General features: G+C 67.0%; 19 protein-coding genes and 1 pseudogene. 15 read left to right on the top strand and 5 right to left on the bottom strand.

Annotation, left to right across the window (positions count from 1 at the left end; translation table 11 throughout):
- Positions 1-32 precede the first annotated feature (32 nt).
- From ACX9NE_RS06170 to proB, 9 genes are all read left to right on the top strand, one after another.
- Entirely contained in the window at positions 33-2684 is a 2652-nt protein-coding gene (locus ACX9NE_RS06170; protein WP_459360686.1) for a valine--tRNA ligase, read from the top strand.
- On the top strand, positions 2681-4114 hold the full coding sequence (gene folC / locus ACX9NE_RS06165; RefSeq protein WP_459360687.1) for a bifunctional tetrahydrofolate synthase/dihydrofolate synthase: 1434 nt from the start codon (positions 2681-2683) through the stop codon (positions 4112-4114). The genes ACX9NE_RS06170 and folC overlap by 4 nt, the downstream gene beginning before the upstream one ends.
- Positions 4111-4485 (top strand): DUF4233 domain-containing protein, encoded by a 375-nt coding sequence (locus ACX9NE_RS06160; RefSeq protein ID WP_459360688.1) that lies wholly within the window; start codon positions 4111-4113, stop codon positions 4483-4485. The genes folC and ACX9NE_RS06160 overlap by 4 nt, the downstream gene beginning before the upstream one ends.
- 126 nt (positions 4486-4611) lie before the next feature.
- Entirely contained in the window at positions 4612-5022 is a 411-nt protein-coding gene (gene ndk / locus ACX9NE_RS06155) for a nucleoside-diphosphate kinase (RefSeq protein ID WP_459360689.1), read from the top strand.
- A gap of 317 nt (positions 5023-5339) precedes the next feature.
- The gene (gene rne / locus ACX9NE_RS06150; protein WP_459360690.1) at positions 5340-8336 is read left to right on the top strand and encodes a ribonuclease E; all 2997 of its coding nucleotides are present in this window, start codon (positions 5340-5342) and stop codon (positions 8334-8336) included.
- A 192-nt stretch (positions 8337-8528) separates the two neighbouring features.
- On the top strand, positions 8529-8840 hold the full coding sequence (rplU, locus tag ACX9NE_RS06145; RefSeq protein WP_459360691.1) for a 50S ribosomal protein L21: 312 nt from the start codon (positions 8529-8531) through the stop codon (positions 8838-8840).
- Between the two features lie 15 nt (positions 8841-8855).
- Complete coding sequence (gene rpmA, locus ACX9NE_RS06140; RefSeq protein ID WP_459360692.1) at positions 8856-9122, top strand: 50S ribosomal protein L27; 267 nt, start codon at positions 8856-8858, stop codon at positions 9120-9122.
- Positions 9123-9173: 51 nt separating this feature from the next.
- Positions 9174-10631, top strand: coding sequence for a GTPase ObgE (obgE, locus tag ACX9NE_RS06135; RefSeq protein WP_459360693.1), 1458 nt, complete (start codon positions 9174-9176; stop codon positions 10629-10631).
- Positions 10631-11737 carry a glutamate 5-kinase gene (gene proB / locus ACX9NE_RS06130; protein ID WP_459360694.1) on the top strand — a complete coding sequence of 369 codons (1107 nt, stop codon included), beginning with the start codon at positions 10631-10633 and terminating at the stop codon, positions 11735-11737. Before obgE ends, proB begins: the two co-directional genes overlap by 1 nt.
- Here the strand turns inward: proB and ACX9NE_RS06125 are convergent.
- Positions 11734-12372: a TetR/AcrR family transcriptional regulator gene (locus ACX9NE_RS06125; protein ID WP_459360695.1), complete on the bottom strand. Its 639-nt coding sequence runs from the start codon at positions 12370-12372 to the stop codon at positions 11734-11736. The genes proB and ACX9NE_RS06125 overlap by 4 nt on opposite strands.
- A 95-nt stretch (positions 12373-12467) precedes the next feature.
- Between ACX9NE_RS06125 and ACX9NE_RS06120 the strand changes: the two genes are divergently transcribed.
- Together ACX9NE_RS06120 and ACX9NE_RS06115 are read left to right on the top strand one after the other, a co-directional pair.
- A complete protein-coding gene (locus ACX9NE_RS06120; RefSeq protein WP_459360696.1) occupies positions 12468-13727 on the top strand; it encodes a cytochrome P450 in 1260 nt (419 codons plus the stop codon).
- A gap of 165 nt (positions 13728-13892) precedes the next feature.
- Complete coding sequence (locus ACX9NE_RS06115; protein ID WP_459360697.1) at positions 13893-14057, top strand: hypothetical protein; 165 nt, start codon at positions 13893-13895, stop codon at positions 14055-14057.
- A 3-nt stretch (positions 14058-14060) separates the two neighbouring features.
- Here ACX9NE_RS06115 and ACX9NE_RS06110 read toward each other — a convergent pair whose 3' ends face one another.
- Positions 14061-15857, bottom strand: coding sequence for a PE family protein (locus ACX9NE_RS06110; protein WP_459360698.1), 1797 nt, complete (start codon positions 15855-15857; stop codon positions 14061-14063).
- A 118-nt stretch (positions 15858-15975) separates the two neighbouring features.
- Positions 15976-16836, bottom strand: a complete 861-nt coding sequence (locus ACX9NE_RS06105; RefSeq protein ID WP_459360699.1) for a Sir2 family NAD-dependent protein deacetylase — start codon at positions 16834-16836, stop codon at positions 15976-15978.
- An 83-nt stretch (positions 16837-16919) separates the two neighbouring features.
- Here ACX9NE_RS06105 and ACX9NE_RS06100 point away from each other — a divergent pair, with 83 nt between their 5' ends.
- On the top strand, positions 16920-18962 hold the full coding sequence (locus ACX9NE_RS06100; RefSeq protein WP_459360700.1) for an NAD(+) synthase: 2043 nt from the start codon (positions 16920-16922) through the stop codon (positions 18960-18962).
- A 10-nt stretch (positions 18963-18972) separates the two neighbouring features.
- Here the strand turns inward: ACX9NE_RS06100 and ACX9NE_RS06095 are convergent.
- Positions 18973-20348 (bottom strand): annotated as a pseudogene (locus ACX9NE_RS06095) (13E12 repeat family protein).
- Positions 20349-20569: 221 nt separating this feature from the next.
- Complete coding sequence (locus tag ACX9NE_RS06090; protein WP_459360701.1) at positions 20570-21445, bottom strand: ribokinase; 876 nt, start codon at positions 21443-21445, stop codon at positions 20570-20572.
- Between the two features lie 14 nt (positions 21446-21459).
- Here ACX9NE_RS06090 and ACX9NE_RS06085 point away from each other — a divergent pair, with 14 nt between their 5' ends.
- From ACX9NE_RS06085 to ACX9NE_RS06075, 3 genes are all read left to right on the top strand, one after another.
- Complete coding sequence (locus tag ACX9NE_RS06085; RefSeq protein WP_459360702.1) at positions 21460-21774, top strand: hypothetical protein; 315 nt, start codon at positions 21460-21462, stop codon at positions 21772-21774.
- 195 nt (positions 21775-21969) lie between these two features.
- Positions 21970-24150: an adenylate/guanylate cyclase domain-containing protein gene (locus ACX9NE_RS06080; protein ID WP_459360703.1), complete on the top strand. Its 2181-nt coding sequence runs from the start codon at positions 21970-21972 to the stop codon at positions 24148-24150.
- Positions 24150-25577 carry a mechanosensitive ion channel family protein gene (locus tag ACX9NE_RS06075; protein WP_459360704.1) on the top strand — a complete coding sequence of 476 codons (1428 nt, stop codon included), beginning with the start codon at positions 24150-24152 and terminating at the stop codon, positions 25575-25577. Before ACX9NE_RS06080 ends, ACX9NE_RS06075 begins: the two co-directional genes overlap by 1 nt.
- Positions 25578-25593 lie beyond the last annotated feature (16 nt).

Here is a 25593-nt window from a genome sequence, read left to right as displayed (position 1 = left end):
CGGGCGCGGCCGGCGGTTCCTAGAATTGACCGGTGACCGCCAGCCCCCGCCCCGCCGATGACCAGCTGCCCAAGTCCTGGGATCCGGCCGCGATGGAGGGCGCGATCTACCGGAAGTGGCTGGATGCCGGTTATTTCACCGCCGACCCCGCCAGCACCAAACCGGCGTATTGCATCGTGCTCCCGCCGCCGAACGTGACCGGCAGCCTGCACATGGGTCACGCGCTGGAACACACGATGATGGACGCGCTGACCCGCCGCAAGCGCATGCAGGGTTACGAGGTGCTCTGGCAGCCGGGTATGGACCATGCCGGCATCGCCACCCAGAGCGTGGTGGAAAAGCAGCTGTCGGTTGACGGCAAGACCAAAGAAGATTTCGGCCGAGAGCTATTCGTCGAGAAGGTGTGGGATTGGAAGCGGGAATCCGGTGGCGCGATCGGTGGCCAGATGCGCAGGCTCGGGGATGGCGTGGACTGGAGCCGCGACCGCTTCACCATGGACGAGGGCCTGTCGCGGGCCGTGCGGACCATCTTCAAGCGCCTCTACGACGACGGACTGATCTATCAGGCCGAGCGGCTGGTCAACTGGTCACCGGTGCTCGAGACGGCGATCTCCGACCTCGAGGTCAATTACCAGGATGTCGAAGGCGAGCTGGTGTCGTTCCGGTACGGCTCGCTCGACGACTCGCAACCTCACATCGTGGTCGCGACCACCCGGGTCGAGACCATGTTGGGGGACACCGCCATCGCGGTCCATCCCGACGACGACCGCTACCGCCACCTGGTGGGCACCAGACTGCCGCATCCGTTCGTGGATCGCGAGATGATCGTCGTCGCCGATGAACATGTCGATCCCGAATTCGGCACCGGCGCAGTCAAAGTCACGCCCGCTCATGATCCCAACGACTTCGAGATCGGAATGCGCCACCAGCTGCCGATGCCTTCGATCATGGACGCCAAGGGCAGAATCGCCGACACCGGAACGCAATTCGACGGCATGGACCGGTTCGAGGCCCGCGTCAAGGTGCGCGAAGCACTGGCCGACCAAGGCCGGATAGTCGAGGAGAAGCGTCCCTACCTGCACAGCGTCGGGCACTCCGAGCGCAGCGGGGAACCCATCGAACCGCGGCTGTCGCTGCAGTGGTGGGTCCGGGTGGAATCGATGGCCAAGGCCGCCGGTGACGCGGTCCGCAACGGCGACACCGTGATTCACCCCGCCAGCTTGGAGCCGCGCTGGTTCGCCTGGGTGGACGACATGCACGACTGGTGCATCTCGCGGCAGCTGTGGTGGGGCCACCGCATCCCCATCTGGTACGGGCCCAACGGCGAGATGGTGTGCGTGGGTCCCGATGACACGCCGCCGCAGGGTTGGCGGCAGGACCCCGACGTGCTGGACACCTGGTTCTCCTCGGCGTTGTGGCCGTTCTCCACCCTGGGCTGGCCGGCTAAGACGGCGGCGCTGGAAAAGTTTTATCCGACAAGCGTGCTGGTCACCGGCTACGACATCCTGTTCTTCTGGGTGGCCCGGATGATGATGTTCGGCACCTATGTCGGCGGTGACGACGCCATCACGCTCGACGGCCGTCGCGGTCCCCAGGTGCCCTTTACCGACGTGTTCCTGCACGGACTGATCCGCGACGAGTTCGGCCGCAAGATGAGCAAGTCCAAAGGCAACGTCATCGACCCGCTGGACTGGATCGACACCTTCGGAGCCGACGCGCTGCGTTTCACCCTGGCCCGCGGCGCCAGCCCGGGCGGCGACCTGGCCATCGGCGAGGACGCGGTGCGGGCTTCGCGCAACTTCGGCACCAAACTGTTCAACGCCACCCGGTACGCGCTGATGAACGGCGCCGCCCTGGCGCCGCTGCCGCCACTGGAGCAGCTGACCGAAGCAGATCGCTGGATACTGGGCCGGTTGGAAGAGGTTCGTGCCGAGGTCGATGCCGCCTTCGACGGCTATGAGTTCAGCCGCGCCTGCGAAGCGCTCTACCACTTCGCCTGGGACGAATTCTGCGACTGGTATGTCGAACTGGCTAAAACGCAACTGGCCCAGGGTCTTTCGGCCACCACCGCGGTCCTGGCCGCCGGTCTCGACACCCTGCTGCGGCTACTGCACCCGGTGATCCCGTTCATCAGCGAGGCGCTGTGGCAGGCCCTCACCGCTCAGGAGTCGCTGGTGATCGCGGAATGGCCCAAGTCATCCGGCATCGGGCTGGATGCGGTTGCCGCACAACGCATCACCGATATGCAGAAGCTGGTGACCGAGGTGCGCAGGTTCCGCAGCGATCAGGGTCTGGCCGACCGGCAGAAGGTGCCGGCCCGGCTGCTCGGCGCGGCGGAGGCCGGCCTGAGTAACCAGGTGCCCGCCGTGACGTCATTGGCCTGGCTTACCGCACCGGGCGACGATTTTCGTGCGTCGGCGGCTGTGGAAGTGCGGCTCAGCTCCGGCACGGTGGTGGTCGAACTCGACACCTCGGGCACGATCGACGTGGCCGCCGAACGCCGGCGTCTGGAAAAGGACTTGGCCGCGGCGCACAAGGAGCTGGCATCCACCGCGGCCAAGCTCGGCAACGCGGACTTCCTTGCCAAGGCGCCGCAAGCCGTCGTCGACAAAATCCGGACGCGCCAACAGGTGGCCCGGGAAGAGACCGACCGGATCAGCGCCAAGTTAGCTGCCTTGCAATGACACCGGAATCGCAGGACGGGGGATCGGGCACTCGGCCGACGCCCACCCCGGACGAGGTCGCCGCCCTGCTGCAGGTGGAACATCTGCTGGATCAACGTTGGCCAGAGACCCGCATCGAGCCCAGCCTGACCCGGATCAGCGCACTGATGGACCTGCTCGGGTCACCGCAATTGAGCTACCCGTCGATCCACATCGCCGGAACCAACGGCAAGACCTCGGTGGCGCGGATGATCGACGCACTGGTCACCGCGCTGCAACAGCGCACCGGTCGCACCACCAGCCCGCACCTGCAGTCGGCGGTCGAACGCATCTCGATCGACGGCCAGCCCATCACTCCCGCGCAGTACGTGGACACCTACCGGGAGATCGAGCCGTTCGTGCAGATGGTCGACCAGCAGTCGCAAGCCGGGGGCGGCCCGGCGATGAGCAAGTTCGAGGTGCTCACCGCGATGGCGTTCGCGGCGTTTGCCGATGCCCCGGTCGACGTCGCGGTGGTGGAGGTCGGCATGGGCGGACGGTGGGACGCCACCAACGTGCTCAACGCGCCGGTAGCCGTCATCACCCCGGTAAGCCTCGACCATGTCGAATACCTCGGTGGTGACATAGCGAGCATCGCCGGTGAGAAGGCCGGCATCATCACCCGGGCGCCGGAGGGCGCGCCGGACACCGTCGCGGTGATCGGGCGACAGGTCCCCGAGGCGATGGAAGTGCTGCTCGCCCAGACGGTGCGCGCGGACGCCGCGGTCGCTCGGCAGGACTCGGAGTTCGCGGTGCTCGACCGGCAAGTGGCCATCGGCGGACAGATGCTGCAGTTGCAGGGCCTCGGCGGGGTATATCCGGACATCTTCCTGCCGCTGCACGGAGAACATCAGGCGCACAACGCGGCGCTGGCGCTCGCCGCCGTCGAGGCGTTCTTCGGCGCCGGCGCGCAGCGTCAATTGGACATGGACGCCGTACGCGCCGGTTTCGCCGCCGTGACCAGCCCCGGGCGCTTGGAACGCATGCGTAGCGCCCCGACTGTGTTCATCGACGCCGCGCACAACCCCGCCGGTGCGGCCGCGCTGGCGCAGACCCTGGCCGATGAGTTCGACTTCCACACCCTGGTCGGGGTGGTCGCCGTGCTGGCCGACAAGGATGTGGACGGTATTCTGGCCGCGCTGGAACCGGTGTTCGACTCCGTCGTCGTCACGCACAACGGGTCGCCCCGGGCGCTGGACGTGGAGACGCTGGCTTTGGCGGCCCAGCAGCATTTCGGGCCCGACCGGGTGATCACCGCCGAGAACCTGCGCGACGCTGTCGACGCCGCGACCGCACTGGTCGACGCGGCCGATCAGGAGGGTGAAATGGTCTCCGGCACAGGCATTGTCATCACGGGCTCGGTGGTCACCGCCGGAGCCGCCCGGACACTGTTCGGTCGTGATCCACGATGACCGATGACGCACCACCGCCGCCCGACCCGTGGAAAAGCTTCGCCGCAGTGATGACCGGAGCGCTCATCCTCGAGGTGATCGTGGTGCTGCTGGCGATCCCGGTGGTGGGTGTTGTCGGCGGTGGCCTCGGCGGCGCGTCGCTGAGTTATCTGATCGGGTTCGCCGTGCTGTTGGTGGCGTTGACCGGGCTGCAGCGCCGGCCGTGGGCGATCTGGGTCAACCTCGCCGCGCAGCTGCTACTGGTCGCCGGTTTCCTGGTGTACCCGGCCGTCGGTTTCATGGGGCTGCTGTTCACCGCGGTGTGGGCGCTGATCGCCTATCTTCGCGCCGAGGTTCGGCGGCGGCAGGCCGATTGGCCGGCCAGCCCGTAGGTGCGCCGGGCGCGTCAGCTTTGTCCGTCGCCAAGCCCGCCCGAGGACATTCCGCCGTTCCGGAACCGGATGCGCTCAGCCATCCAGGTTTGGGCGGCGCTGGTCGGCCCTCTACTCTGGTGCACCGTGAGCGAACGGACCCTCGTATTGATCAAGCCCGACGGCGTGGAGCGCCAGTTGATAGGCGAGATTCTCAGTCGCATCGAGCGCAAGGGCCTCACCATTGCGGCGCTGGAGCTCAGGACCGTCGGTGAGGAGTTGGCTCGCCGCCATTACGCCGAACACGACGGCAAACCGTTCTTCGGGTCGTTGCTGGAATTCATCACCTCGGGGCCGGTGGTGGCTGCCGTGGTGGTGGGACCGCGCGCGATTGCGGCGTTTCGCCAACTCGCTGGTGGCACCGATCCGGTGGAAAAGGCCTCGCCCGGGACCATTCGGGGTGATTTCGGTCTGGAAACACAGTTCAACCTGGTGCACGGTTCCGATTCGCCCGAGTCGGCCCAGCGCGAGATAGCACTCTGGTTTCCCGGCATCTGACTCTGCCCACCCCCGGTTTGCCGGCGCTTGCTTGGGGGAGCGCGATCCCCGGAAGTGATATGGGATACTGGCTGCGGGTGAACGTCGTCGAACTGGCGTCGGACACCCGAATGAAGACTTGGGCAAGCGCGACCTCCGCCAGTCCGCGGTGCGGCGCAGCATGTCGGGCCGTCATTCAGTACGGCACCGAGTGGGCTCATCCTGGGCCGCTCGGGGCGAGACCATCACAAGTCCGGGAGAAGTGACCCGGACCCATAGCGAAGCCCTCGCGTGGCCGCGTCGATAGGACGACGCGCCCGGGGGCTTGAGGAGAATACGTGGTAGACGGTGCCCCATCTTCAGACTCAGCAAACGAGCCGACAGAGCGTGAGGACCTGCCTGACCGCCTGAGGGTGCATTCACTGGCCCGGACCCTGGGAACCACCAGCAGGCGGGTGCTGGATGCGCTGGCCGCTCTCGACGGGCGGATCCGCAGCGCACACTCCAGCGTCGACCACGTCGACGCGGTCCGGGTCCGCGACCTGTTGGCGGCCCAGCCCGACCCGGCCGATATCGCCTCGGGAGAACCCGGCGGCGCGGATGCGGATTCCCCGGCCGAACCCGAATCACGGCTGATGCTGGAAACCGTCGAGATTCGCGAGACCCACGCAACAATCGTCGAACGCCCGCACTACATGCCGCTGTTCGTCGCACCCCAGCCGTTGCCGCAGCGGAGCGAAACCGAGGACGACGTCGACGACGATCGGGACACTGATGATTCCGATGACGGTGAGGGCCCCGACTTAAGCTCCGGCGCGGACGACGACGATGAGCAGTCCGACCGGCCCGCCAACAAGCGGCGGCGCCGCGGGCGCAGGGGACGGGGCCGTGGACGCGGTGAACAGAACGGTGCCGAGGGCGATAACCAGCCCGGTGACGACGGCGCCGCCGAGCAACACGGCGCCGACGACTCCGACGAGAGCCCGGACTCCGACGACGCCGAGGACACCGAGAACGGCGACGAGGACAGCGGGTCGGGTGAAGGGGCCAGCCGCCGGCGCCGCCGTCGGAGGCGCCGCAAGACCGGCTCGGGCGAGGACAACGACGACAGTCCGTCACCCGACGACCCGCCCAACACCGTCGTGCACGAGCGGGCACCCCGAAACGGCGGCGGCAAGCACGGTGCCGATAACGAGGCCGACTCCGGTCCCGGTGAGATCAAGGGTATCGACGGCTCGACGCGGCTGGAAGCCAAGCGTCAGCGCCGCCGCGACGGCCGCGACGCGGGCCGGCGCCGCCCACCTGTCCTGACCGAGGCCGAATTCCTGGCCCGGCGCGAGGCAGTGGAGCGGGTGATGGTGGTTCGCGACCGGGTGCGCACCGAACCGCCACACCCCGGCGCGCGCTACACCCAGATCGCGGTGCTCGAAGACGGCATCGTGGTGGAACACTTCGTGACGTCGGCCGCCTCTGCGTCGCTGGTCGGCAATATCTACCTGGGCATCGTGCAGAACGTATTGCCGTCGATGGAAGCCGCATTCGTCGATATCGGCCGCGGCCGTAACGGCGTGCTCTACGCCGGCGAGGTCAACTGGGAGGCCGCCGGCCTGGGCGGAGCCGACCGCAAAATCGAGCAGGCCCTCAAACCCGGCGACGACGTCGTGGTGCAGGTCAGCAAGGATCCGGTCGGGCACAAGGGCGCCCGGCTGACCACTCAGGTGTCGCTGGCCGGGCGGTATCTGGTGTACGTGCCCGGCGCGTCGTCGACCGGGATCAGCCGCAAGCTGCCCGACACCGAACGCCAACGTCTCAAGGAGATCTTGCGCGAGGTGGTGCCGTCCGATGCCGGCGTGATCATCCGCACCGCATCCGAGGGGGTCAAGGAGGAAGACATCCGTGGTGATGTCACCCGGTTGCAGGAGCGCTGGAACCAGATCGACGCCAGGGCCGCCGAGACGAAGCAGAAGGCCGCCGGCGCCGCCGTGGCGCTCTACGAGGAGCCTGACGTCCTGGTCAAGGTCATCCGGGACTTGTTCAACGAGGACTTCTCGGGGCTGATCGTCTCCGGCGACGAGGCCTGGACCACCATCAACCAATACGTGAACTCCGTTGCCCCCGATCTGGTTTCGAAGCTCACCAAATACGAACCGGCCGGTGGCCAGGAGGGGCAGCCCGGGCCGGACGTGTTCGCGGTACATCGCATCGACGAGCAGTTGGCCAAGGCCATGGATCGCAAGGTGTGGCTGCCGTCGGGCGGCACGCTGGTGATCGACCGCACCGAGGCGATGACGGTGATCGACGTCAACACCGGCAAGTTCACCGGGTCCGGCGGCAACCTGGAACAGACGGTTACCAAGAACAACCTCGAGGCGGCCGAGGAGATCGTGCGCCAGCTGAGGTTGCGCGATATCGGCGGCATTGTGGTCATCGATTTCATCGACATGGTCTTGGAGTCCAACCGCGATCTGGTGCTGCGCCGGCTGACCGAGGCGCTGGCTCGCGATCGCACCCGCCATCAGGTGTCCGAGGTGACGTCACTGGGCCTGGTGCAGTTGACCCGCAAGCGGTTGGGAACCGGCCTGATCGAGGCGTTCTCGTCGTCATGCCCGCATTGCTCGGGTCGCGGGATCCTGATGCATGCCGACCCGGTCGACTCGGCGCCGGCCACCGGACGTAAATCTGAGTCGGGCGGACGGCGCAGCAGACGGTCGAAGAAGCCCCGGTCCGAGGAGGCCAACGAGAAGGCCGTGGTCGCCAAGGTCCCGACGCACGCACCGGGCGAGCACCCGATGTTCAAGGCGATGGCCGCTTCGTCGCGCGACGACGAGGAGAACGGCGAATCCGAAGAGGAACTGACCGTCGATACCGACGAGCGGGCCGAATCGCTGGTGGCGCCGGAGTCGGACGGGGCTGAAGAGTTCGAGGACATCTACACCGAAGACACCGAAGACACCGAAGACGAAGACGAAGACGAGGACGAAGACGCCGACGAACTCGACGCCGACGAACTCGACGACGACGAGGACGTGGACGAACTCGAGGACGACGAAGACCTCGACAACGGGGACGAGGACGACAACGGGGACGAGGACCTCGACAACGGGGACGAGGACGACAACGGGGACGAGGACGCCGACGAACTCGACGACGACGAGGGCCTCGACAACGAAGACGAGGACGATAACGAAGACGAGGACGACAGCGAAGACGAGGACGACGACGACACGGATGCCGCTTTCGCGGTCCCGCCGGTGGTGATCGCCGAGGTGTCGGCTCCATCACGCCGGCGGCGCGCCGCCGGACGGCCGGCCGGCCCGCCCATCCACGCCGACTAGACCCCCGGGCCGGTTTGACCGTGTAGGTGCTGGTCACGTACCCTTGGACAGTTGTCGTCAGGGCTCTCGAACGCCAGATGTGACCGATGACAGCGGGCCGGCATCACGCCCGCACCCCAGACCACCACCCGTGCCGGGGCTGACACGCGCGCGAGTGCAGACGAACGACCGGAAGAACAGGCAGGAGCAACGATGGCGACCTACGCAATCGTCAAGACCGGCGGTAAGCAGTACAAGGTTGCCGTTGGCGACGTGGTGAAGGTCGAGAAGCTGGAGTCCGAGCCGGGCTCGAACGTCTCGCTGCCGGTCGCCCTGGTGGTCGACGGCGCCGACGTCACCACCGACGCTCGGGCGCTGGCCAAGGTCGCGGTCACCGGCGAAGTGCTCGAGCACACCAAAGGCCCCAAGATCCGCATCCACAAGTTCAAGAACAAGACCGGCTACCACAAGCGGCAGGGCCACCGTCAGCAACTGACGGTCCTGCGGGTCACTGGTATCAAGTAGTAGGGGCGAGCAGACATGGCACACAAGAAGGGCGCTTCCAGCTCACGAAACGGTCGTGATTCCAACGCGCAGCGGCTCGGCGTGAAGCGGTTCGGCGGTCAGGTCGTCCAGGCCGGGGAAATCCTGGTTCGCCAGCGCGGCACCAAGTTCCACCCGGGCGTCAACGTCGGCCGCGGTGGCGACGACACGTTGTTCGCCAAAGCGGCGGGGGCGGTTCAGTACGGCTTCAAGGGTGGCCGCAAGACCGTCAGCATCGTCGCAGCCGGGCAGACCGCCGACTGAGCGCCCGGGTGTGCCCGACGGCACATCTGTGGCCGATTGAGGGGAAGCCCGATGCCTCGATTCGTCGATCGGGTGGTCATTCACACACGAGCGGGTGCCGGCGGCAATGGCTGCGCATCGGTCCACCGCGAGAAGTTCAAGCCGCTGGGCGGTCCGGACGGCGGTAATGGCGGCCGCGGCGGCAGCATCGTCTTCGTCGTCGATCCTCAGGTGCACACCCTGCTCGACTTCCATTTCCGGCCACACGTCACCGCGCCCTCCGGCAAGCAGGGGATGGGTAACAACCGGGACGGAGCCGCCGGTGCCGACCTGGAAGTCAAGGTCCCCGACGGCACCATGGTCCTCGACGAAAACGGTCGGCTGCTGGCAGACCTGGTCGGTGCCGGCACCCGCTTCGAAGCCGCCGCCGGCGGCCGCGGCGGCCTGGGCAATGCCGCGCTGGCCTCGCGGGCCCGCAAGGCCCCCGGCTTCGCGCTGCTCGGGGAGCCGGGGCAGGAACGCGACCTCACCCTGGAACTGAAGACCGTCGCCGACGTCGGCCTGGTCGGGTTTCCCTCAGCCGGGAAGTCATCGCTGGTGTCGGTGATCTCGGCGGCCAAACCCAAGATCGCCGACTATCCGTTCACGACGCTGGTTCCCAACCTCGGGGTGGTCTCGGCCGGCGAACATGCCTTCACCGTCGCCGACGTGCCCGGCCTGATCCCCGGCGCTTCGGAAGGCCGCGGCCTGGGCCTGGACTTCCTGCGGCATATTGAGCGCTGCGCGGTGCTGGTCCACGTCGTGGACTGCGCCACCGCCGAACCGGGACGCGACCCGATCTCGGACATCGACGCGCTGGAAGCCGAACTCGCGGCCTACACTCCTACGCTGCAGGGCGATGCGGTGCTGGGCGACCTGGCCGAGCGGCCACGGGCGGTGGTGCTCAACAAGATCGACGTACCCGAGGCCCGCGAGCTTGCCGAGTTCGTCCGCGACGAGATCGCCGAGCGGGGTTGGCCGGTGTTCCTGGTGTCGACGGTGACCCGGGAAGGGTTGCAGCCGTTGATCTTCGGCCTGTGGCAGATGGTGTCGGAATACAACGCCGCGCGCCCGGCCGTGATACCTCGGCGCCCGGTGATCCGTCCGGTGCCGGTGGACGACAGCGGATTCACTGTGGCACCCGACGGCGAGGGCGGATTCGTGGTCACCGGCGCGCGGCCGGAACGATGGGTGGGCCAGACCAACTTCGACAACGACGAGGCGGTCGGGTACCTCGCCGACCGGTTGGCCCGCCTCGGCGTGGAGGATGAACTGTTGCGACTGGGCGCTCGCCCCGGCTGCGCGGTGACCATCGGGGACATGACGTTCGACTGGGAGCCGCAAACCCCTGCCGGAGGCCAGGTTCCGTTGACCGGCCGGGGTACCGACGCGCGGCTGGAGCGCAACGACCGGGTGGGCGCGGCCGAGCGCAAGGCCGCGCGGCGGCAGCGCCGGGAGGGGAGACCGGGCCCGTCGGGCGGTGCGGGCTGATGACCAGCGCGCATCGGGAAAGTATCCGGACCGCACGCAGCATCGTGGTCAAGGTCGGCACCACCGCGCTCACGACCGGATCGGGCATGTTCGACGCCGGCCGGCTGGCCGAGCTTGCCGATGCCATCGAAGCACGGATGCAGACGGGCTCCGACGTCGTCATCGTCTCCTCGGGCGCTATCGCCGCCGGACTGGAGCCACTCGGATTGACTCGGAAGCCAAAGGATCTGGCCACCAAGCAAGCCGCGGCCAGCGTCGGGCAGGTCGCGCTGGTGAACTCCTGGAGTGCGGCTTTCGCCCGATATGGCCGCACCGTCGGGCAGGTGCTCCTGACCGCGCACGACATCGCGATGCGGGTGCAGCACAACAACGCCCAGCGCACGCTGGACCGGTTGCGGGCGTTGCGGGCGGTGGCGATCGTCAACGAGAACGACACGGTGGCCACCAACGAGATCCGGTTCGGCGACAACGACCGGCTGTCGGCGCTGGTGGCGCATCTGATCGGCGCGGACGCACTGGTGTTGCTGTCCGACATCGACGGGCTCTACGACTCGGATCCGCGAAAGTCCAAGAACGCCAGGTTCATTCCCGAGGTCACCGGCCCGGCCGATCTGAACGGAGTGGTGGCCGGTCAGAGTAGTCATCTGGGCACCGGCGGCATGGCCTCGAAGATGTCATCGGCCCTGCTGGCTGCCGATGCCGGGGTGCCGGTTTTGCTGGCACCCGCGTCTGATGCCGCGACCGCGCTCAACGACGCGTCGGTGGGCACGGTGTTCGCGCCGCGGGCCGAACGCATGTCGGCGCGCCGGTTCTGGGTCCGCTACGCGGCCGAGTCCACCGGTTCGCTGTCGCTGGACGCGGGCGCCGTACGTGCCGTTATCGGGCAGCGCCGCTCGCTACTGCCAGCGGGCATCACCGCGGTGTCCGGCAGGTTCTTCGGTGGTGATGTGGTCGAACTGTGCGGACCGGACACCACCGTGGTGGCCCGTGGCGTGGTCGCTTATGACGCTGCCGAGTTGGCCACGATCATGGGCCGGTCCACGTCTGATCTTCCAGGCGAGATGCGTCGGCCGGCGGTGCACGCCGATGACCTGGTGGCGGTCTAGTCTCCGGGCTTGAGATACAGTGCGGCCCATATTATTTCGGCTAGCGTATCGGCCAGTTCGGCATCGTGCTCCGGCGACTGACCGGGCAGGACCAGCTGGCAGGAACGTTCGACCATCAGAGTCAGCGCACTGGCGGTGGCGGGTGCCGGTAGCGCGGATCGGATGGAGCCGTCGGCCTGACCGCCGACGATGACCCGCTGCACCCGCTGCGAGATCGCGGTCAGCAGCTCGCGATAGGTCTGAGCGGTCGCGGCGTCATAGCCTGCCATTTCGCTGAGCGCGACCAGCACCGGCTGGTGGCGGCGGTAGCTGGCGATGATGCCGGCAATCGCCGCACGCAGGTCATCGGGATCGCGGCGCTCGGCCACCCCCCACCAGCGTTCGCCGGCGGCGGCGAGATCGCCGAACACCTCGGCGGCCAGCCGGCGCAGCAGATGGCCCTTGTCCTCGAAGTAGATATAGAAGCTGGCCCTGGAGATGCCGGCCTCACCGGCCAGGCGATCGACACTGAGTTCGGTGAAGCTGGCGCCCTCGCTCATCAGCCGTTCAGTGGCGTCGAGGAGCCGGATCTCCATGTTTTCCCGCCGCTGCCGGCGCCCCTGGCGCCCCTGCGGTTTCCGGGTGACCGACGGCATCCGTCGAGCGTAGCCGAGTCTGAGACATATTGACTAGACAATATGTCTAGTCATACAGTCAGGCGCACCAGTCCGAGCATCGATGGAGGGACCGAATGGCAGCGACCTGTGCGGGCGGACGGACGTATGACGCGATCGACCTGTCGTCACCTGAGTTTTGGACCACCACCGCCGAAGTCCGGGAGCGTTCTTTTGCGGTGCTGCGCGCCGAGCGACCGGTGAGCTGGCATTCTCCGGTGAAAGACACCTTGATGGACGACCCCGACGACCCGGGTTACTGGGCGGTCACCCGACGCTCCGACATTGTCGCGGTCAGCCGCAACAACGACGTTTTCCGGTCCGGCAAGGGAGTGATGTTCGCCAGCATCCCCGAAGACCTGCTCGAAGCCTCCCAGTCCTTCCTGGCGATGGACCCGCCGCGACACACCAAGCTACGCAAACTGGTCAGCGCTGCATTCACGCCCAGGCAGGTGCGCCGCATCGAGGAATCCATCCAGGCCAACGCCAAGACCATCGTCGCGGAGTTGCGGGAAGCCGGCAGCGGCGTCGACTTCGTCGAACATTGCGCCAAGGAGCTGCCCATCCGGACTCTGTCGGACATGGTGGGGATTCCCGAATCCGAACGGCAGCAGGTGGCTCATGCCGCGGATGCGCTGGTGTCCTGGGCCGACCCGGAGTACCTCGGCGGCCGCGAACCACTGCAGGTGGTGTTCGAGAACCAGATGTACCTGCACCAGGTCGCCGGCCGACTCGCCGCCCGGCGGCGCGAGGATCCGGGTGACGATCTGTTCAGTGCACTGGTGAACGCCGAGGTGGACGGTGACCGGCTCTCCGATGCCGATGTCGCCGCGTTCTTCGTGCTGCTGTCAGTAGCCGGCAACGACACCACCCGGCAGACCGCCAGCCACGCGTTGCGGGCGCTCACCGACTTCCCCGCCGAAAAAGCTTGGTTGAAAGCGTCTTTCGAGGAACGGATTGGGACGGCGGTCGAGGAATTCGTTCGCTGGGCGACCCCGGTGATGACCTTTCGCCGAACCGCTGCAACGGATTTCGAGCTGCGCGGGCAGCAGATCCGGGCGGGGGACAAGGTGGTCATGTTCTACGCAGCCGGCAACCGCGACGACGAGGCGTTCGACGAGCCCGGTCGTTTTGACCTGAGTCGCAGCCCGAATCCGCACGTGGGTTTCGGTGGCGGGGGCGTACACTTCTGCCTCGGCGCTCACGTTGCCCGGGCCCAGCTGCGCGCCCTCTTCGGCGAACTACTGGCCCAGCTTCCGGGCATCCAGGCGGGCGAACCGGTCTACGTACCGGGCAATTTCATTCACGCGATCCGCAGCATGCCCTGCACTTTCTGACGACTCGGGTTCGACAGGACTACAGTCGCGGACGCTCGTGGCGCACTGTGCGCCGGCGATCGTTTTGAGAAATCGTTGAGATTCCGCAGAGGATCCGCACAGGCGCCTCCGAAAAGCTCTTCGTATCAGCGAAGTCAGCCAGATTCGGAGAACATCATGTGGGCGTTGACGACATCCAACGGCATGCGGGTCGACAACATCGAGCGGGAGCAGGACGCGCGGCAGGCGGTATACATGCTGGGTCAACCCCGCATGATCGGCCCCTACTCCTGGCAGGTGGTCGACAACCGGGGGCGGCAGTTCGTCGCCGAGGTCAGAAGGGCGCGCTGAGCTTCACCCGTTCTGGCCGGAGGCGCCCTTGCCACCGGCGGTGCCATCGGAGCCCGAGAGGCCGTCCGTTGTTGACCCGTCCCCGCCGGCACCGGCGGTTCCGAACCCTCCACCGCCGCCACCGGCCCCGCCGGCGCCGCCCGCAGCGGGGCTGCCACTGGCGCCGCCCTGACCCAGCAGGAACCCGCCCGGACCGCCAACGCCGCTGGCGCCACTGAGTCCGCCGTCGCCGCCGGTACCTCCCGTGCCGCCGTCGCCGCCGTCGCCGCCGTTGCCGCCGACGCCAGTTCCGGTGGCAGCACCAACACCCCCGCCGCCCGCGTTGCCTCCGGCGCCGCCGACGCCTCCGGTACCTCCGGAACCGCCCATACCGGCGTTTCCGCCGTGACCACCGTTGCCTATCAACCCGGCGGCACCGCCGGTTCCGCCCACACCCCCGGTGCCTCCGGCACCCCCGGTACCGCCGGTGCCACCGTCACCACCGCTGCCGCCGTCACCGCCCCTTGCCTCGAACACCGGACCGGCGGCGTCGCCGCCTCTGCCGGCACCGGCGCCGTGGCCGCCGAGCGCGCCAGTGCCTCCGATCCCGCCGGTACCGCCGGATCCGCCGTCACCGCCGTTGCCGATCAGGAAGCCGCCACGACCACCACCCCCGCCGGCGCCCCCGCCACCGCCTACTCCACCAGAGGCTCCGGTGCCGCCGTCACCACCAGAACCGCCGTCACCTCCGGTGGTCAGGACAGAAGCAGTCGCTTTGGTGATCGCCGATCCGCCCTGGCCGCCAGCGCCACCGGAACCACCGAACGCGATCCCCACCGTCCCGTCACCGCCGGAACCCGCTGTGGCAGCACCGAACTCGGCAGTGGCTCGACCACCATCGCCGCCTGCCCCGCCGAAGCCGCCGACGCCGCCGTTTCCGCCGTTACCGGCGGTCGCATCCCCGGTGCCCGCGGCGGAGGCGTTGCCGCCCACGCCGCCGGTGCCTCCAACGGCGGCGAAGGCACCGTCGGCGCCACTTTGTCCGCTGGTGGCAATCGCATCGCCGGTGCTCGTCACACTGACACCCTTGGTTCCGGTGGCCGCCTGGCCGTTGATGGGGGAGTTGACCCCGTTTGCGCCGGCCACACCGGTACCGCCGTGGCCGCCGGCGCCGCCGTTGCCGAACAGCAGGGCATTTCCGCCGCTGCCGCCGGCGGCCCCGGTCCCGCCCATCCCACCGGCGCCGCCGTTGCCGAACAGCAACCCGCCGGTGCCGCCGTTCCCGCCGACCGCTCCGGCCCCACCCGCCCCGCCGTTTCCTCCGTTTCCGATCAACCCGGCTGCGCCACCGTTACCGCCCGCCTGGCCGGCCACACCGTTGCCGCCATTGCCGCCGTTGCCGAACAACAACCCGCCGGCGCCACCGGACTGTCCCGGGCCGCCGTTGGCGCCGTCGCCGATCAGTGGGCGCCCCAGCAGTGCCACGGTGGGCCCATTGACCACGCCCAGCAAACCCTGCTCGAGAGCCTGCAATGGCGATGCACTGGCGGCCTCCGCGCTCGCATACGCAGCGCCTGTATCGCCCAGGGCGTGGACGAACTGTGCATGAAACGCCGACATCTGCTTACCGAGCGTTTGATAGGCCTGGCCGTGCAGGGAGAACAGTGCCGCGATGGCTTCTGACACCTCGTCAGCGCCTGCAGCCAACACCCGCGTGGTCGGGGCGGCCGCAGCGGTGGCCGCATTGAGGACCTTGCCGAGGCTCCCCAAATCACATGTTGCTGAGGCGAACTCTTCGGGGACCGCCAACAGGTACGACATCGCACTCCTTGCCGCCGTTACCCCCGGGGAAGGCGATTCTAACCAGACGAGTGCGGCGGCCGGTGCGGGTTCAACAAATTCTGCGCCGCAGAGGAATTGGATCCCAATCGCGCAACATCTAGCTGGCCGAGGCCCGCTCGACAACAGACGTCGGGCCAGCTCCGGCCAACTCGGCGGACAGCAGCGTCAGTATCTCTGAACATCCGCCGTCAACCGTCACGGCGGCCAGCGCGTCAGCGCGGGTGCGGCCACGGTTGACGATCGCCACTGGGACGCCGTTGGCGGCGGCGTGGCGCACGAACCGGTATCCGGAGAAGACCGTCAGTGACGAACCGGCAACAAGAAGGGCCTGCGCCTGGTCGACGAGTGAATACGCGTCAGCCACAACATTTTTCGGGACGCTCTCGCCGAAGTAAACGATGTCGGGCTTGAGCATGCCGCCGCACCGCGGGCAGTCGAGGTAGCGGAACGACGCGGTATCGGCGACGACGGCGTCCGCGTCCGGAGCCACCGCCAGACCGCCTACGGCTTCGGACCGTTCGATGAAGCCAGGGTTGAGCGCCTCGAGCTGCTCGGCCAGCACGGCCCGACGCATCGTGAATCCGCATTCCAGGCACACCACGCGGTCGTAGGCGCCGTGCAGGTTGACGACGTTGGTGCTGCCGGCCTTGGTGTGCAGTAGGTCCACGTTCTGGGTGATCACCCCGGTCACCACTCCCGCGCGTTCCAGGGCGGCCAGCGCCCGGTGTCCGGCATTGGGCTGGCGGTTGTCCATGTGTCGCCAGCCCAGATGGTTTCGTGCCCAGTACCGCTGTCGGAATAGCGGGTCGGTGGTGAACTGGCGAATTGTCATCGGGTTGCTGGGCGGCGAGTCAGGTCCGCGGTAATCGGGTATGCCGGAGTCCGTGGAAAGGCCCGCGCCCGTGAGCACCGCGACCCGGCGACCGGACAGCAGCGCGATGAGTTCGGGAGATTCCACTCCATCGAGCCTAAGCACTAGTTGGCACCCCGTCACCCGACCTCGACGTCGGAAATGCGACAGTAACGCGAGAATGGAGGGCGATGAGCTTCTACTCCGCATACCGGCACGGGTTCGTGCGCGTGGCCGCGTGCACGCACCACACCTCGATCGGGGACCCGGCCGCCAATGCCGCATCGGTTCTGGGCTTGGCGCGTCAATGTCACGACGACGGCGTGGCCCTGGCGGTTTTCCCGGAATTGACATTGTGTGGGTATTCCATCGAGGACATCCTGTTGCAGGACGCCTTGCTCGACGCGGTGGAGGAGGCGCTGAGTCAGGTCGTGACGGCGTCTGCCGACCTGCTTCCCGTTCTTGTCGTCGGAGCCCCGCTGCGGCACCTGCACCGGATCTACAACACCGCGGTGGTCATCCATCGAGGGGCCGTGCTAGGTGTGGTCCCGAAGTCCTATCTGCCGACCTATCGCGAATTCTATGAGTACCGCCAGATCGCGCCGGGGGACGGTGAGCGTGGCACCATCCGGATCGCGGACGAGGACGTTCCCTTCGGCCCCGACTTGTTGTTCAGCGCGTCGGACCTGCCGGACTTCGTGCTGCACGTCGAGATCTGCGAAGACATGTTCGTGCCGGTGCCGCCCAGCGCCGAGGCGGCCCTGGCCGGGGCCACCGTGCTGGCGAACCTGTCCGGCAGCCCGATCACCATCGGCAGGGCCGAGGACCGCTGCCTGCTCGCCCGCTCGGCATCGGCGCGGTGTCTGGCCGCCTACGTGTATGCCGCTGCGGGCCCGGGCGAGTCGACGACGGACCTGGCGTGGGACGGCCAGACCATGATCTGGGAGAACGGCACCGAACTGGCGTCCTCGGAGCGCTTCCCCACGGGCGAGCGCCGCTCGGTCGCCGATATCGACACCGGATTGCTGCGCTCCGAGCGGTTGCGGATGGGCACATTCGACGACAATCGGCGCCACCACCGAGCGGTCACGGATACTTTCCGGCGCATCGGATTCCGCGTCGACCCGCCCGACGGCGACATCGGCCTGCTGCGCAATATTGAACGTTTCCCGTTCGTGCCGTCCAATCGCGAACGGCTGGAACAGGATTGCTACGAGGCCTACAACATCCAGGTTGCCGGGCTGGAGCAGCGGTTGCGGGCACTGGATTATCCGAAGGTGGTCATCGGTGTCTCCGGAGGGCTGGACTCGACCCACGCGTTGATCGTCGCAGCTAAGGCGATGGACCGGGAGGGCCGGCCGCGCGGTGACATCCTGGGTTTCACCCTGCCGGGTTTCGCTACCGGTGACCACACCAAGAACAACGCCATCAAGTTGGGTGAGGCACTGGGCATCACGTTCGAGGAAATCGACATCCGCGAGACCGCCACGCGGATGTTCGAGGAGATCGGGCACCCGTTCGCGCGTGGCGAGGAGGTGTATGACGTCACGTTCGAGAATGTGCAGGCCGGTCTGCGCACCGATTACTTGTTCCGGTTGGCGAACCAGCGGGGCGGGATCGTGCTGGGCACCGGGGATCTGTCGGAGCTGGCGCTGGGCTGGTCGACATACGGTGTCGGCGACCAGATGTCGCATTACAACGTCAACGGCGGGGTTCCCAAGACACTGATTCAGCATTTGATTCGGTGGGTCATCTCCTCGGGCCAGTTCGAGAAGAATGTCACCGACGTGCTGCAGTCCGTAGTGGACACCGAGATCACCCCTGAACTGGTCCCGGCCGGGGAGGAAGAGGAACTGCAGAGCAGCGAGGCCAAGGTCGGACCTTATGCGCTGCAGGACTTCTCGTTGTTCCAAGTGTTGCGGCGTGGCTTCCAGCCGTCCAAGATCGCGTTTCTGGCCTGGCATGCGTGGAGCGACCCGGACCGCGGCGAGTGGCCGCCCGGCTTCCCGGAAAGCAACCGACCGACGTACTCGCTGCCGGAGATCCGGCACTGGCTTCAGGTTTTCGTGCAGCGGTTCTATTCGTTCAGCCAGTTCAAGCGCTCGGCATTGCCCAACGGTCCCAAGGTTTCTCATGGTGGGTCGCTCTCGCCGCGTGGGGACTGGCGCGCACCGTCGGACATGTCCGCGCGGATATGGCTCGAAGAGATCGAGCGTGAGGTGCCCGAAGGCTGACGTCCCGACGTCAATCGGGTTCGTCGTCGTCGTCGGGTGCGAGCAGCTTTTCGGGGTGGTGGAAGGTATTGATTCGCGGTTGGCCGTGATCCAAGTGCGGCGGTGGGAGCCATTCGGTGTGGCCGTGGGTGTTGGTGCGGGTGGTCCAGCCTTTTTCGGCGAGGCGGTTATCGGGGCCGTAGGCCCCCAAAAGCAGATGTGAGGTCGGCGATGTCGGTGTAGTGGGTGGTGGTCCACCCGGAGACGTGGTGGGCCTGGGAGTGATAGGCCGGGGTGTCGCAGCCGGGTCGGGTGCAGCCCCCGTCTTTGGCCAGCAGCATCATTCGCTGCGCCCGGTTGGCGAAGCGGTGGGGGTGAAATAGCGCCAACGGTTTGGCGCCGTCGAAGACCGCTAGATAGTGGTGGGCTCGGGCGGCCCAGCGGATCAGTGTCGGTAGCGGGATGCGGGTGCCGCCGCCGGTGCGGGCCCGCCCGGCGCCGTCCTCGAGGTCCTGCAGGGTGGTGGTGACGATGACGCTGACGGGTAGGCCGTGGTGGGTGCCCAGGGTGCCGGCGGCGAGCAGTTCCCGGATGGCGGTGAGCAGCGCGTCGTGCTGGCGTTGGGGTTGGCTGCGGGTGTCGCGGCGGGCGGTCTGCTCATCGGGGGTGCCGTCGATGACCGGCTTCTCGTCCTTAGGGTTGCACGCTCCGGGGGCGGCCAGTTTCGCCCAGGCGGCTTCGATCAGGGCGCGCAGTTCGGGGGTGATCAGCCCGGTGATGCGTGACATGCCGTCGTAGTCCTGGGTGCCCATCGCCAGGGCGCGTTGGCGGGCGCGTTGCTGCTCGGTGTAGTCGCCGTCGGGGTGCAGCAACGCCATCACCTCGTGGGCGTACGTGGCTACCTGTTCGGGGCGAAAGTCGCAGGCCTTGGCGGCCAAATCTTTTTCGGCGGCCTCGCGGGTGCCCGGGTCCACGCTGGTGGGTAGGTGGGCGAGGAAGTCGCGGATCACCGTCACGTGCGCGTCGCCGATGCGGCCCGCGTGTTGGGCGGCGGCGGTGGCGGTCAACAACGGCGCCAACACTTCCCCGGTGAGTGCCCGGCGCGGGCCCAGGTTCCCCGGCTTCGGCGATGCGCCGGTTGGCGTCGGCTTTGGTGATCCGCAGCCGCTCGGCCAGCGCCGCACCGAGTTTGCCGCCGAGTTCTTCCTCGCAGGACTGGGCGGCCAACTGGTTGATCAACCCATGCCGCGGGGTGCGTAACCGGCGCTGCACGGTCTCCAACCGCTCCAACGCCCGCATCCACTCCCGCGTGGTGAACACATCAAAACTCAACGCACCCAACCGCTCCGCCACCGCATCGAGGGCATCGAAGACCGCCACGATCTCCTCACGCGAACTGACGGCCATACCCCAAATTCTACGAAGGAGCACTGACAAGGCCGGCCCGCCGCGGAATCGAAACCTGTTGATATCAACGGCTATATCACACTCCGCAGCCGAGCACGACCTTGCTCGCGTTACTGAGCGAACCGCGGGGCGTCTGACCCTGGCGGCGGAACGGCAAATCGAACCGCAGCCGATAGCAAAGGCAATTTCCGCGTTCCGCGGGCAGGTCCGCTCCGACCGCGTCAATCGCGAGATGGACCCGAGACCGCGTCGTCGATAGCGACCGCGTCCGGCGCGCAGTTACCGGCTCCGCGCACCAGCGTCGCCAGCGCGCCGGCCACGCAGGCCCGCCGCAACGCCGCACGCCGGCAGTCGGCGGACCCCGATCGAGCGGGCCAGCTCGCGGCCAGGACCCCCGCGAAGACGTCACCGGCTCCGGTGGTGTCCACCGCTGTCACGGCGGGGGCGGGCACCTCGAACTCGCCGTCGGCGCCCAGGTACCGGGCGCCGCGCGCCCCTAGGGTGATCGCCAAATGCGCGGGGCGCCAGGGCCAGAAGACAGCCTCATGTTCGTTCACGATCACCACGTCAGCGACGCCGGCGAGTTCGGCCAAGGCGTCATCGCCCTGCAACGCGGGCGACGCGTTGACCATTACGACAGCTCCGGCGGACCGGGCGTGCCGGGCCGCCGCTAACGCCGCGGGCAACGGAATCTCCAACTGGGTCAACATCACGTCGCAGTCCGCTACCGACGACGCAGACACCGATAGCGCGCCGTTGGCACCGGGGGCCACCACGACGGTGTTCTCGCCGCCGACGTCGACAACGATGACCGCTGTCCCGCTGGGGCCGTGCCGACGAACGGTGGCATCCACTCCGACGCCGGCAGCCCGCAGGTGAGCCAGCAACTGGTCACCGGCCGAGTCGTCACCGACCGCTCCGACGAACTGCACCTGGGCGCCGGCACGTGCTGCCGCCACCGCCTGATTGCCGCCCTTACCGCCGGGTGCGTACGTCAACGATGACGCCAGCACCGTCTCACCCGGACGCGGCAGATCGGCGACCTCCAGCGTCAGGTCCCAGTTGATGCTGCCTACCACGCAAACCCGGGTGGACATGTCATCGACAGTAGATGCCGGCCGAGTACCGCGAGCGCAAGCAACAGCATGGCGGCGCGCCGGGGTGCTGCGCGTCGGCGGCGCAACTGCTCGCATCCGGTCAGCGGGTGCAGGGTGTGCTCTGGTCCTTCGCCGCGACCGGAATTATGTTGCGAGGCTTGGGCAGAGAGGCGACGGCCATGCCGGAACTTCTCGACGCCCCGCAGTACGTCGTCGAGATGAGCTTCGCGTCCCCCACCTGGCACCGATCATCGGCCGAAGCGCCCAATCGATACCAGGAGGCCACGTGCCCTACCTCGCGGTCGACCTCGAAGTTCCTTGTGCCGTAGATCCTTCAGGCCCGGTGCACCGGTTCGTCGTGGATTGGGAGCGCGTCAGCCACTGATTGAAGGCATCACCATACGGTCAAATCCCGGATACGCGGCGGCGTCACTTTTTCCCAAAACGCCGATATCACCCAATCGGGGAGCTAGTCTCACCGTGATCGGGGACCCGTGACAGACCGGTGGCAGAAGGGAAGCCGATTGACGTCGGGTGAGCCAACAGAGTCGGACCCGGAGGCTGAAACTCCTCCGGGCAAAAGGCGCGTCCGTAGGCTTCTGCCGAGCATCCGGTTCCGGATCAGCATTCAGTCGAAGATCCTGGTGGCGCTGCTGCTGTCGAGCATCCTTTCGGTGGCTGTCATCGGCTTCATCGGTGCCATTTCCGGGCGCAACGCGCTGCGTGAAGTCGAGTCGGAGCGACTGATCGAGTTGCGCGAGTCACAGAAGCGGCAGATCGAGGCGTTGTTCCGCGAGGTGACGAATTCGCTGATCGTTTACAGCGGCGGATTCAGCGTCGATCAGGCGGTGATCGCCCTGTCGGCCGGCTTCAATCAGTTGAACACTGCGACGATCACCGGTCCCCAGCAGCAGGCGCTGGCGAACTATTACGAAAACGAGATGATCAAGCCCATTCAGCGGGTGACCGGCGAAGAGCTCGATCTGAATGCGGTGCTGCCGAAAACCAGCGCCGAGAGATACCTGCAGGCCAACTACACCGCGGTGACCAGACCGAACACAGATCCACCGGTGGACGCCGGTGACGGCAGCGCCTGGTCGGCTGCCAATGCCCGCTTCGATTTCTATATGCGCAGTATCGTCACCCGTTTCAACTACCGGGACGCGCTGCTCTTCGACATGGATGGCAACGTCGTCTACTCGGTGGACAAGGGACCCGACCTGGGCACCAACATTCTGGTCGGTCCCTACCGCGAATCGAATCTGCGTCAGGCGTACTTGAAAGCGTTGCGCTCCAACGACGTTGAATTCGTCTGGATCACCGACTTCGAACCCTATCAGCCGCAGCTCGACGTGCCGACGGCCTGGGTTGTTTCGCCCGTCGGCCTGGACGGCAGATTCGACGGCGTGATGGCGCTGCCGGTTCCGATCGCCAAGATCAACTACATCATGACCGCCAATAGACAATGGCAAGCCGCCGGCATGGGCGCGGCCACCGAAACGTATCTGGCCGGCCCGGACGGTTTGATGCGCTCTGATTCGCGGCTCTTCCTGGAAGACCCGAAAGAATATCGACGCGAGGTGATTGCCGCCGGGACGGCTCCCGATGTCGCGGATCGGGCTCTGAGGCTGGGTGGCACGACCCTGGTCCAACCTATTCGCAGCGCCGGCCTTCATGCCGCGCAGCGCGGCGAGACCGGGGTGACCATCGGCACCGATTACACGGGCAACAAAGAACTGGAGGCCTACGCCCCACTGAATGTGCCGAACTCCGACCTGCAATGGTCGATCCTGGCGACTCGAGACGACTCCGACGCCTTCGCGCGGCTGGGTAGGTTCAGCAAGACCCTCGCGGTGGCCGTCGCAGCGATGATCTTCGCCGTCTGCGTGGCATCCATGCTCATCGCCCAGGCGGCGGTGCGGCCGCTGCGGCGTCTGGAAACGGGCGCGCAGAAGATCAGCTCCGGCGACTACGAGGTCAACATTCCCATCACCTCGCGTGACGAAATCGGCGATCTCACTGGTGCTTTCAACGAGATGAGCCGGAATCTGGCGATCAAGGAAGAACTGCTCAACGAGCAGCGCAGGGAGAATGATCGCCTGCTGCTGGCGCTCATGCCGGAGTCGGTCGTCCAGCGCTACCGCGGGGGCGAGGCCACCATCGCGCAGCAACATCAGGACGTCGCCATCATCTACGCCGACATGGTGGGGCTGGACGAGATCTCGAACCAAGTTCCAGGCGATGAACTGGTCGGCATCGTCGACGACCTGTTCCGCCAATTCGATTCGGCGGCCGAAGCCCTTGGCGTCGAACGGATCCGCACCTTCCACAACGGGTACCTCGCCAGCTGCGGGGTGGTCACGCCGCGACTGGACAGCGTTCATCGCAGCGTCGAATTCGCGCTCGAAATGCGGCGCATCATCGAGCGTTTCAACAACCAGAGCCGCCACGTGCTGGCTCTCCGGATCGGCATCAACACCGGAAACGTCGTCAGTGGACTGGTGGGCAAATCCGGACTCGTCTTCGACATGTGGGGCGCCGCGGTCAGTCTGGCGTACCAGATGCACAGTGGTGCACCGCAACCGGGTATCTATGTCGCGTCGCAGGTGTACGAGGCGATGCGCGACACCCGTCAGTTCACGCCGGCCGGCACGATTTCGGTCGGCGGCGTCGAGCAGACCATCTACCGGTTGGTTGAGCGGTAATGAACGTCTTTCGTTCGGAGTGGTTCTACTGGGCAATCGGTGTAGCGATCGGCTTCCCGATCGGCTTGATCCTGCTCACCGAACTGCACCACGTCCTCACCCGCAGGGGCAGCCGGCTGATCCGGCAGGTAAGTGTGCTGCGCAACTGGTTGTTGCCCCTGGGGGCGCTGTTGGTGCTGCTGGTGAAAGCCTCGCAGATTCCGGCAGGGGAGGTGCCGGTCCGCATCCTCACCACCTTGTTCGGCTTCCTGGTGCTGGAGCTGCTGTTGTCCGGGCTCAACGCGACCGTCTTCGAGGGCGCCCCCGAAGACAGCTGGCGAAAGAGGCTCCCGGCGATCTTTCTCGATGTCGGCCGCTTCGGGCTGATCGGAGTCGGGCTAGCCGTCATCCTTTCTTATATCTGGGGTGTACGCGTCGGCGGCGTGTTCACCGCACTGGGCATTACCTCGGTGGTCATCGGCCTGATGCTGCAGAATTCCGTCGGTCAGATCGTGTCGGGCCTGTTCATGCTCTTCGAGCAGCCGTTCCGGATCAACGACTGGCTGGACACGCAGACGGCCCGGGGGAGGGTCATCGAAGTGAATTGGCGGGCCGTGCACATCCAAACCGGCAGTGGATTGCGGATCATGCCGAACTCGATGTTGGCGACCACGGCGTTCACGAATCTCAGCCGGCCGCCCGGTCCGCACAAGGTCTCGATCACCACCACCTTCGCCACGGCGGATCCGCCGGACCGGGTATGCACCATGCTGACCCAGGTGGCCAGCGCACTTCCGTTGGTCAAGCCTGGGACCACGCCGACATCGGTCGCCCTGGGCGGTGGTGAGTACCGCACTACGATCAGGGTCAACTCGCCGGCCGACGAGGGCGCCACGCAGTCGACGTTCGTGCGTTGGATCTGGTACGCCGCGCGCCGGTGCGAACTGCACCTGGACGGCGAAACCGACGACTTCTCGACGCCCGAACGCGTGATGAAGGCGTTGCGCACAGTGGTCGCAAGTGAGCTGCGACTGACCCTCGCCGACCAGCAGTTCCTCGCTCCGTACGCCAAGATCGTTCGTTACGGCGCCGAGGAGGTCGTGCAGTATGCCGGGTCGGTGCCTACCGCGATGACGTTCATCGTGGCCGGCAGGGTGCAGCTGACCGTGACGGACCACGACGGGGCCATCGTTCCGTTCGACACCCTCAAAGAAGGCTCGTTCATCGGCATCACGGCGCTGACCCGGCAACCGAACGTGGCCGGTGCCCATGCCCTCGAAGAAGTGACCGCCCTCGAGATCGATCGCGAGCACCTCGAGAAGATCGTGATGGACAAGCCCACGCTGTTGCAGGATCTGGGCCGGTTGATCGACGAGCGGCAGAACAAGGCACGACTGACCCGTCGTGAGCGCGTCGGTGCGACGACGCGGTCGCGCCAGGCCGGCTAAAGCCCGATACCCTGGG

This window comes from Mycobacterium sp. ML4 (genome assembly GCF_054515735.1).
This window is presented reverse-complemented; position numbering and strand designations above follow the sequence as displayed.

Coding starts and splice junctions, on each gene's coding strand:
- ACX9NE_RS06125 (WP_459360695.1), bottom strand. CDS start 12,372: ATGCCGTCGGTCACCCGGAAACCGCAGGGGCGCCAGGGGCGCCGGCAG.
- ACX9NE_RS06085 (WP_459360702.1), top strand. CDS start 21,460: ATGCCGGCCGAGTACCGCGAGCGCAAGCAACAGCATGGCGGCGCGCCG.
- obgE (WP_459360693.1), top strand. CDS start 9,174: ATGCCTCGATTCGTCGATCGGGTGGTCATTCACACACGAGCGGGTGCC.
- ACX9NE_RS06110 (WP_459360698.1), bottom strand. CDS start 15,857: ATGTCGTACCTGTTGGCGGTCCCCGAAGAGTTCGCCTCAGCAACATGT.
- ACX9NE_RS06120 (WP_459360696.1), top strand. CDS start 12,468: ATGGCAGCGACCTGTGCGGGCGGACGGACGTATGACGCGATCGACCTG.
- ACX9NE_RS06100 (WP_459360700.1), top strand. CDS start 16,920: ATGAGCTTCTACTCCGCATACCGGCACGGGTTCGTGCGCGTGGCCGCG.
- proB (WP_459360694.1), top strand. CDS start 10,631: ATGACCAGCGCGCATCGGGAAAGTATCCGGACCGCACGCAGCATCGTG.
- ACX9NE_RS06160 (WP_459360688.1), top strand. CDS start 4,111: ATGACCGATGACGCACCACCGCCGCCCGACCCGTGGAAAAGCTTCGCC.
- rplU (WP_459360691.1), top strand. CDS start 8,529: ATGGCGACCTACGCAATCGTCAAGACCGGCGGTAAGCAGTACAAGGTT.
- ACX9NE_RS06075 (WP_459360704.1), top strand. CDS start 24,150: ATGAACGTCTTTCGTTCGGAGTGGTTCTACTGGGCAATCGGTGTAGCG.
- folC (WP_459360687.1), top strand. CDS start 2,681: ATGACACCGGAATCGCAGGACGGGGGATCGGGCACTCGGCCGACGCCC.
- rpmA (WP_459360692.1), top strand. CDS start 8,856: ATGGCACACAAGAAGGGCGCTTCCAGCTCACGAAACGGTCGTGATTCC.
- ACX9NE_RS06090 (WP_459360701.1), bottom strand. CDS start 21,445: ATGTCCACCCGGGTTTGCGTGGTAGGCAGCATCAACTGGGACCTGACG.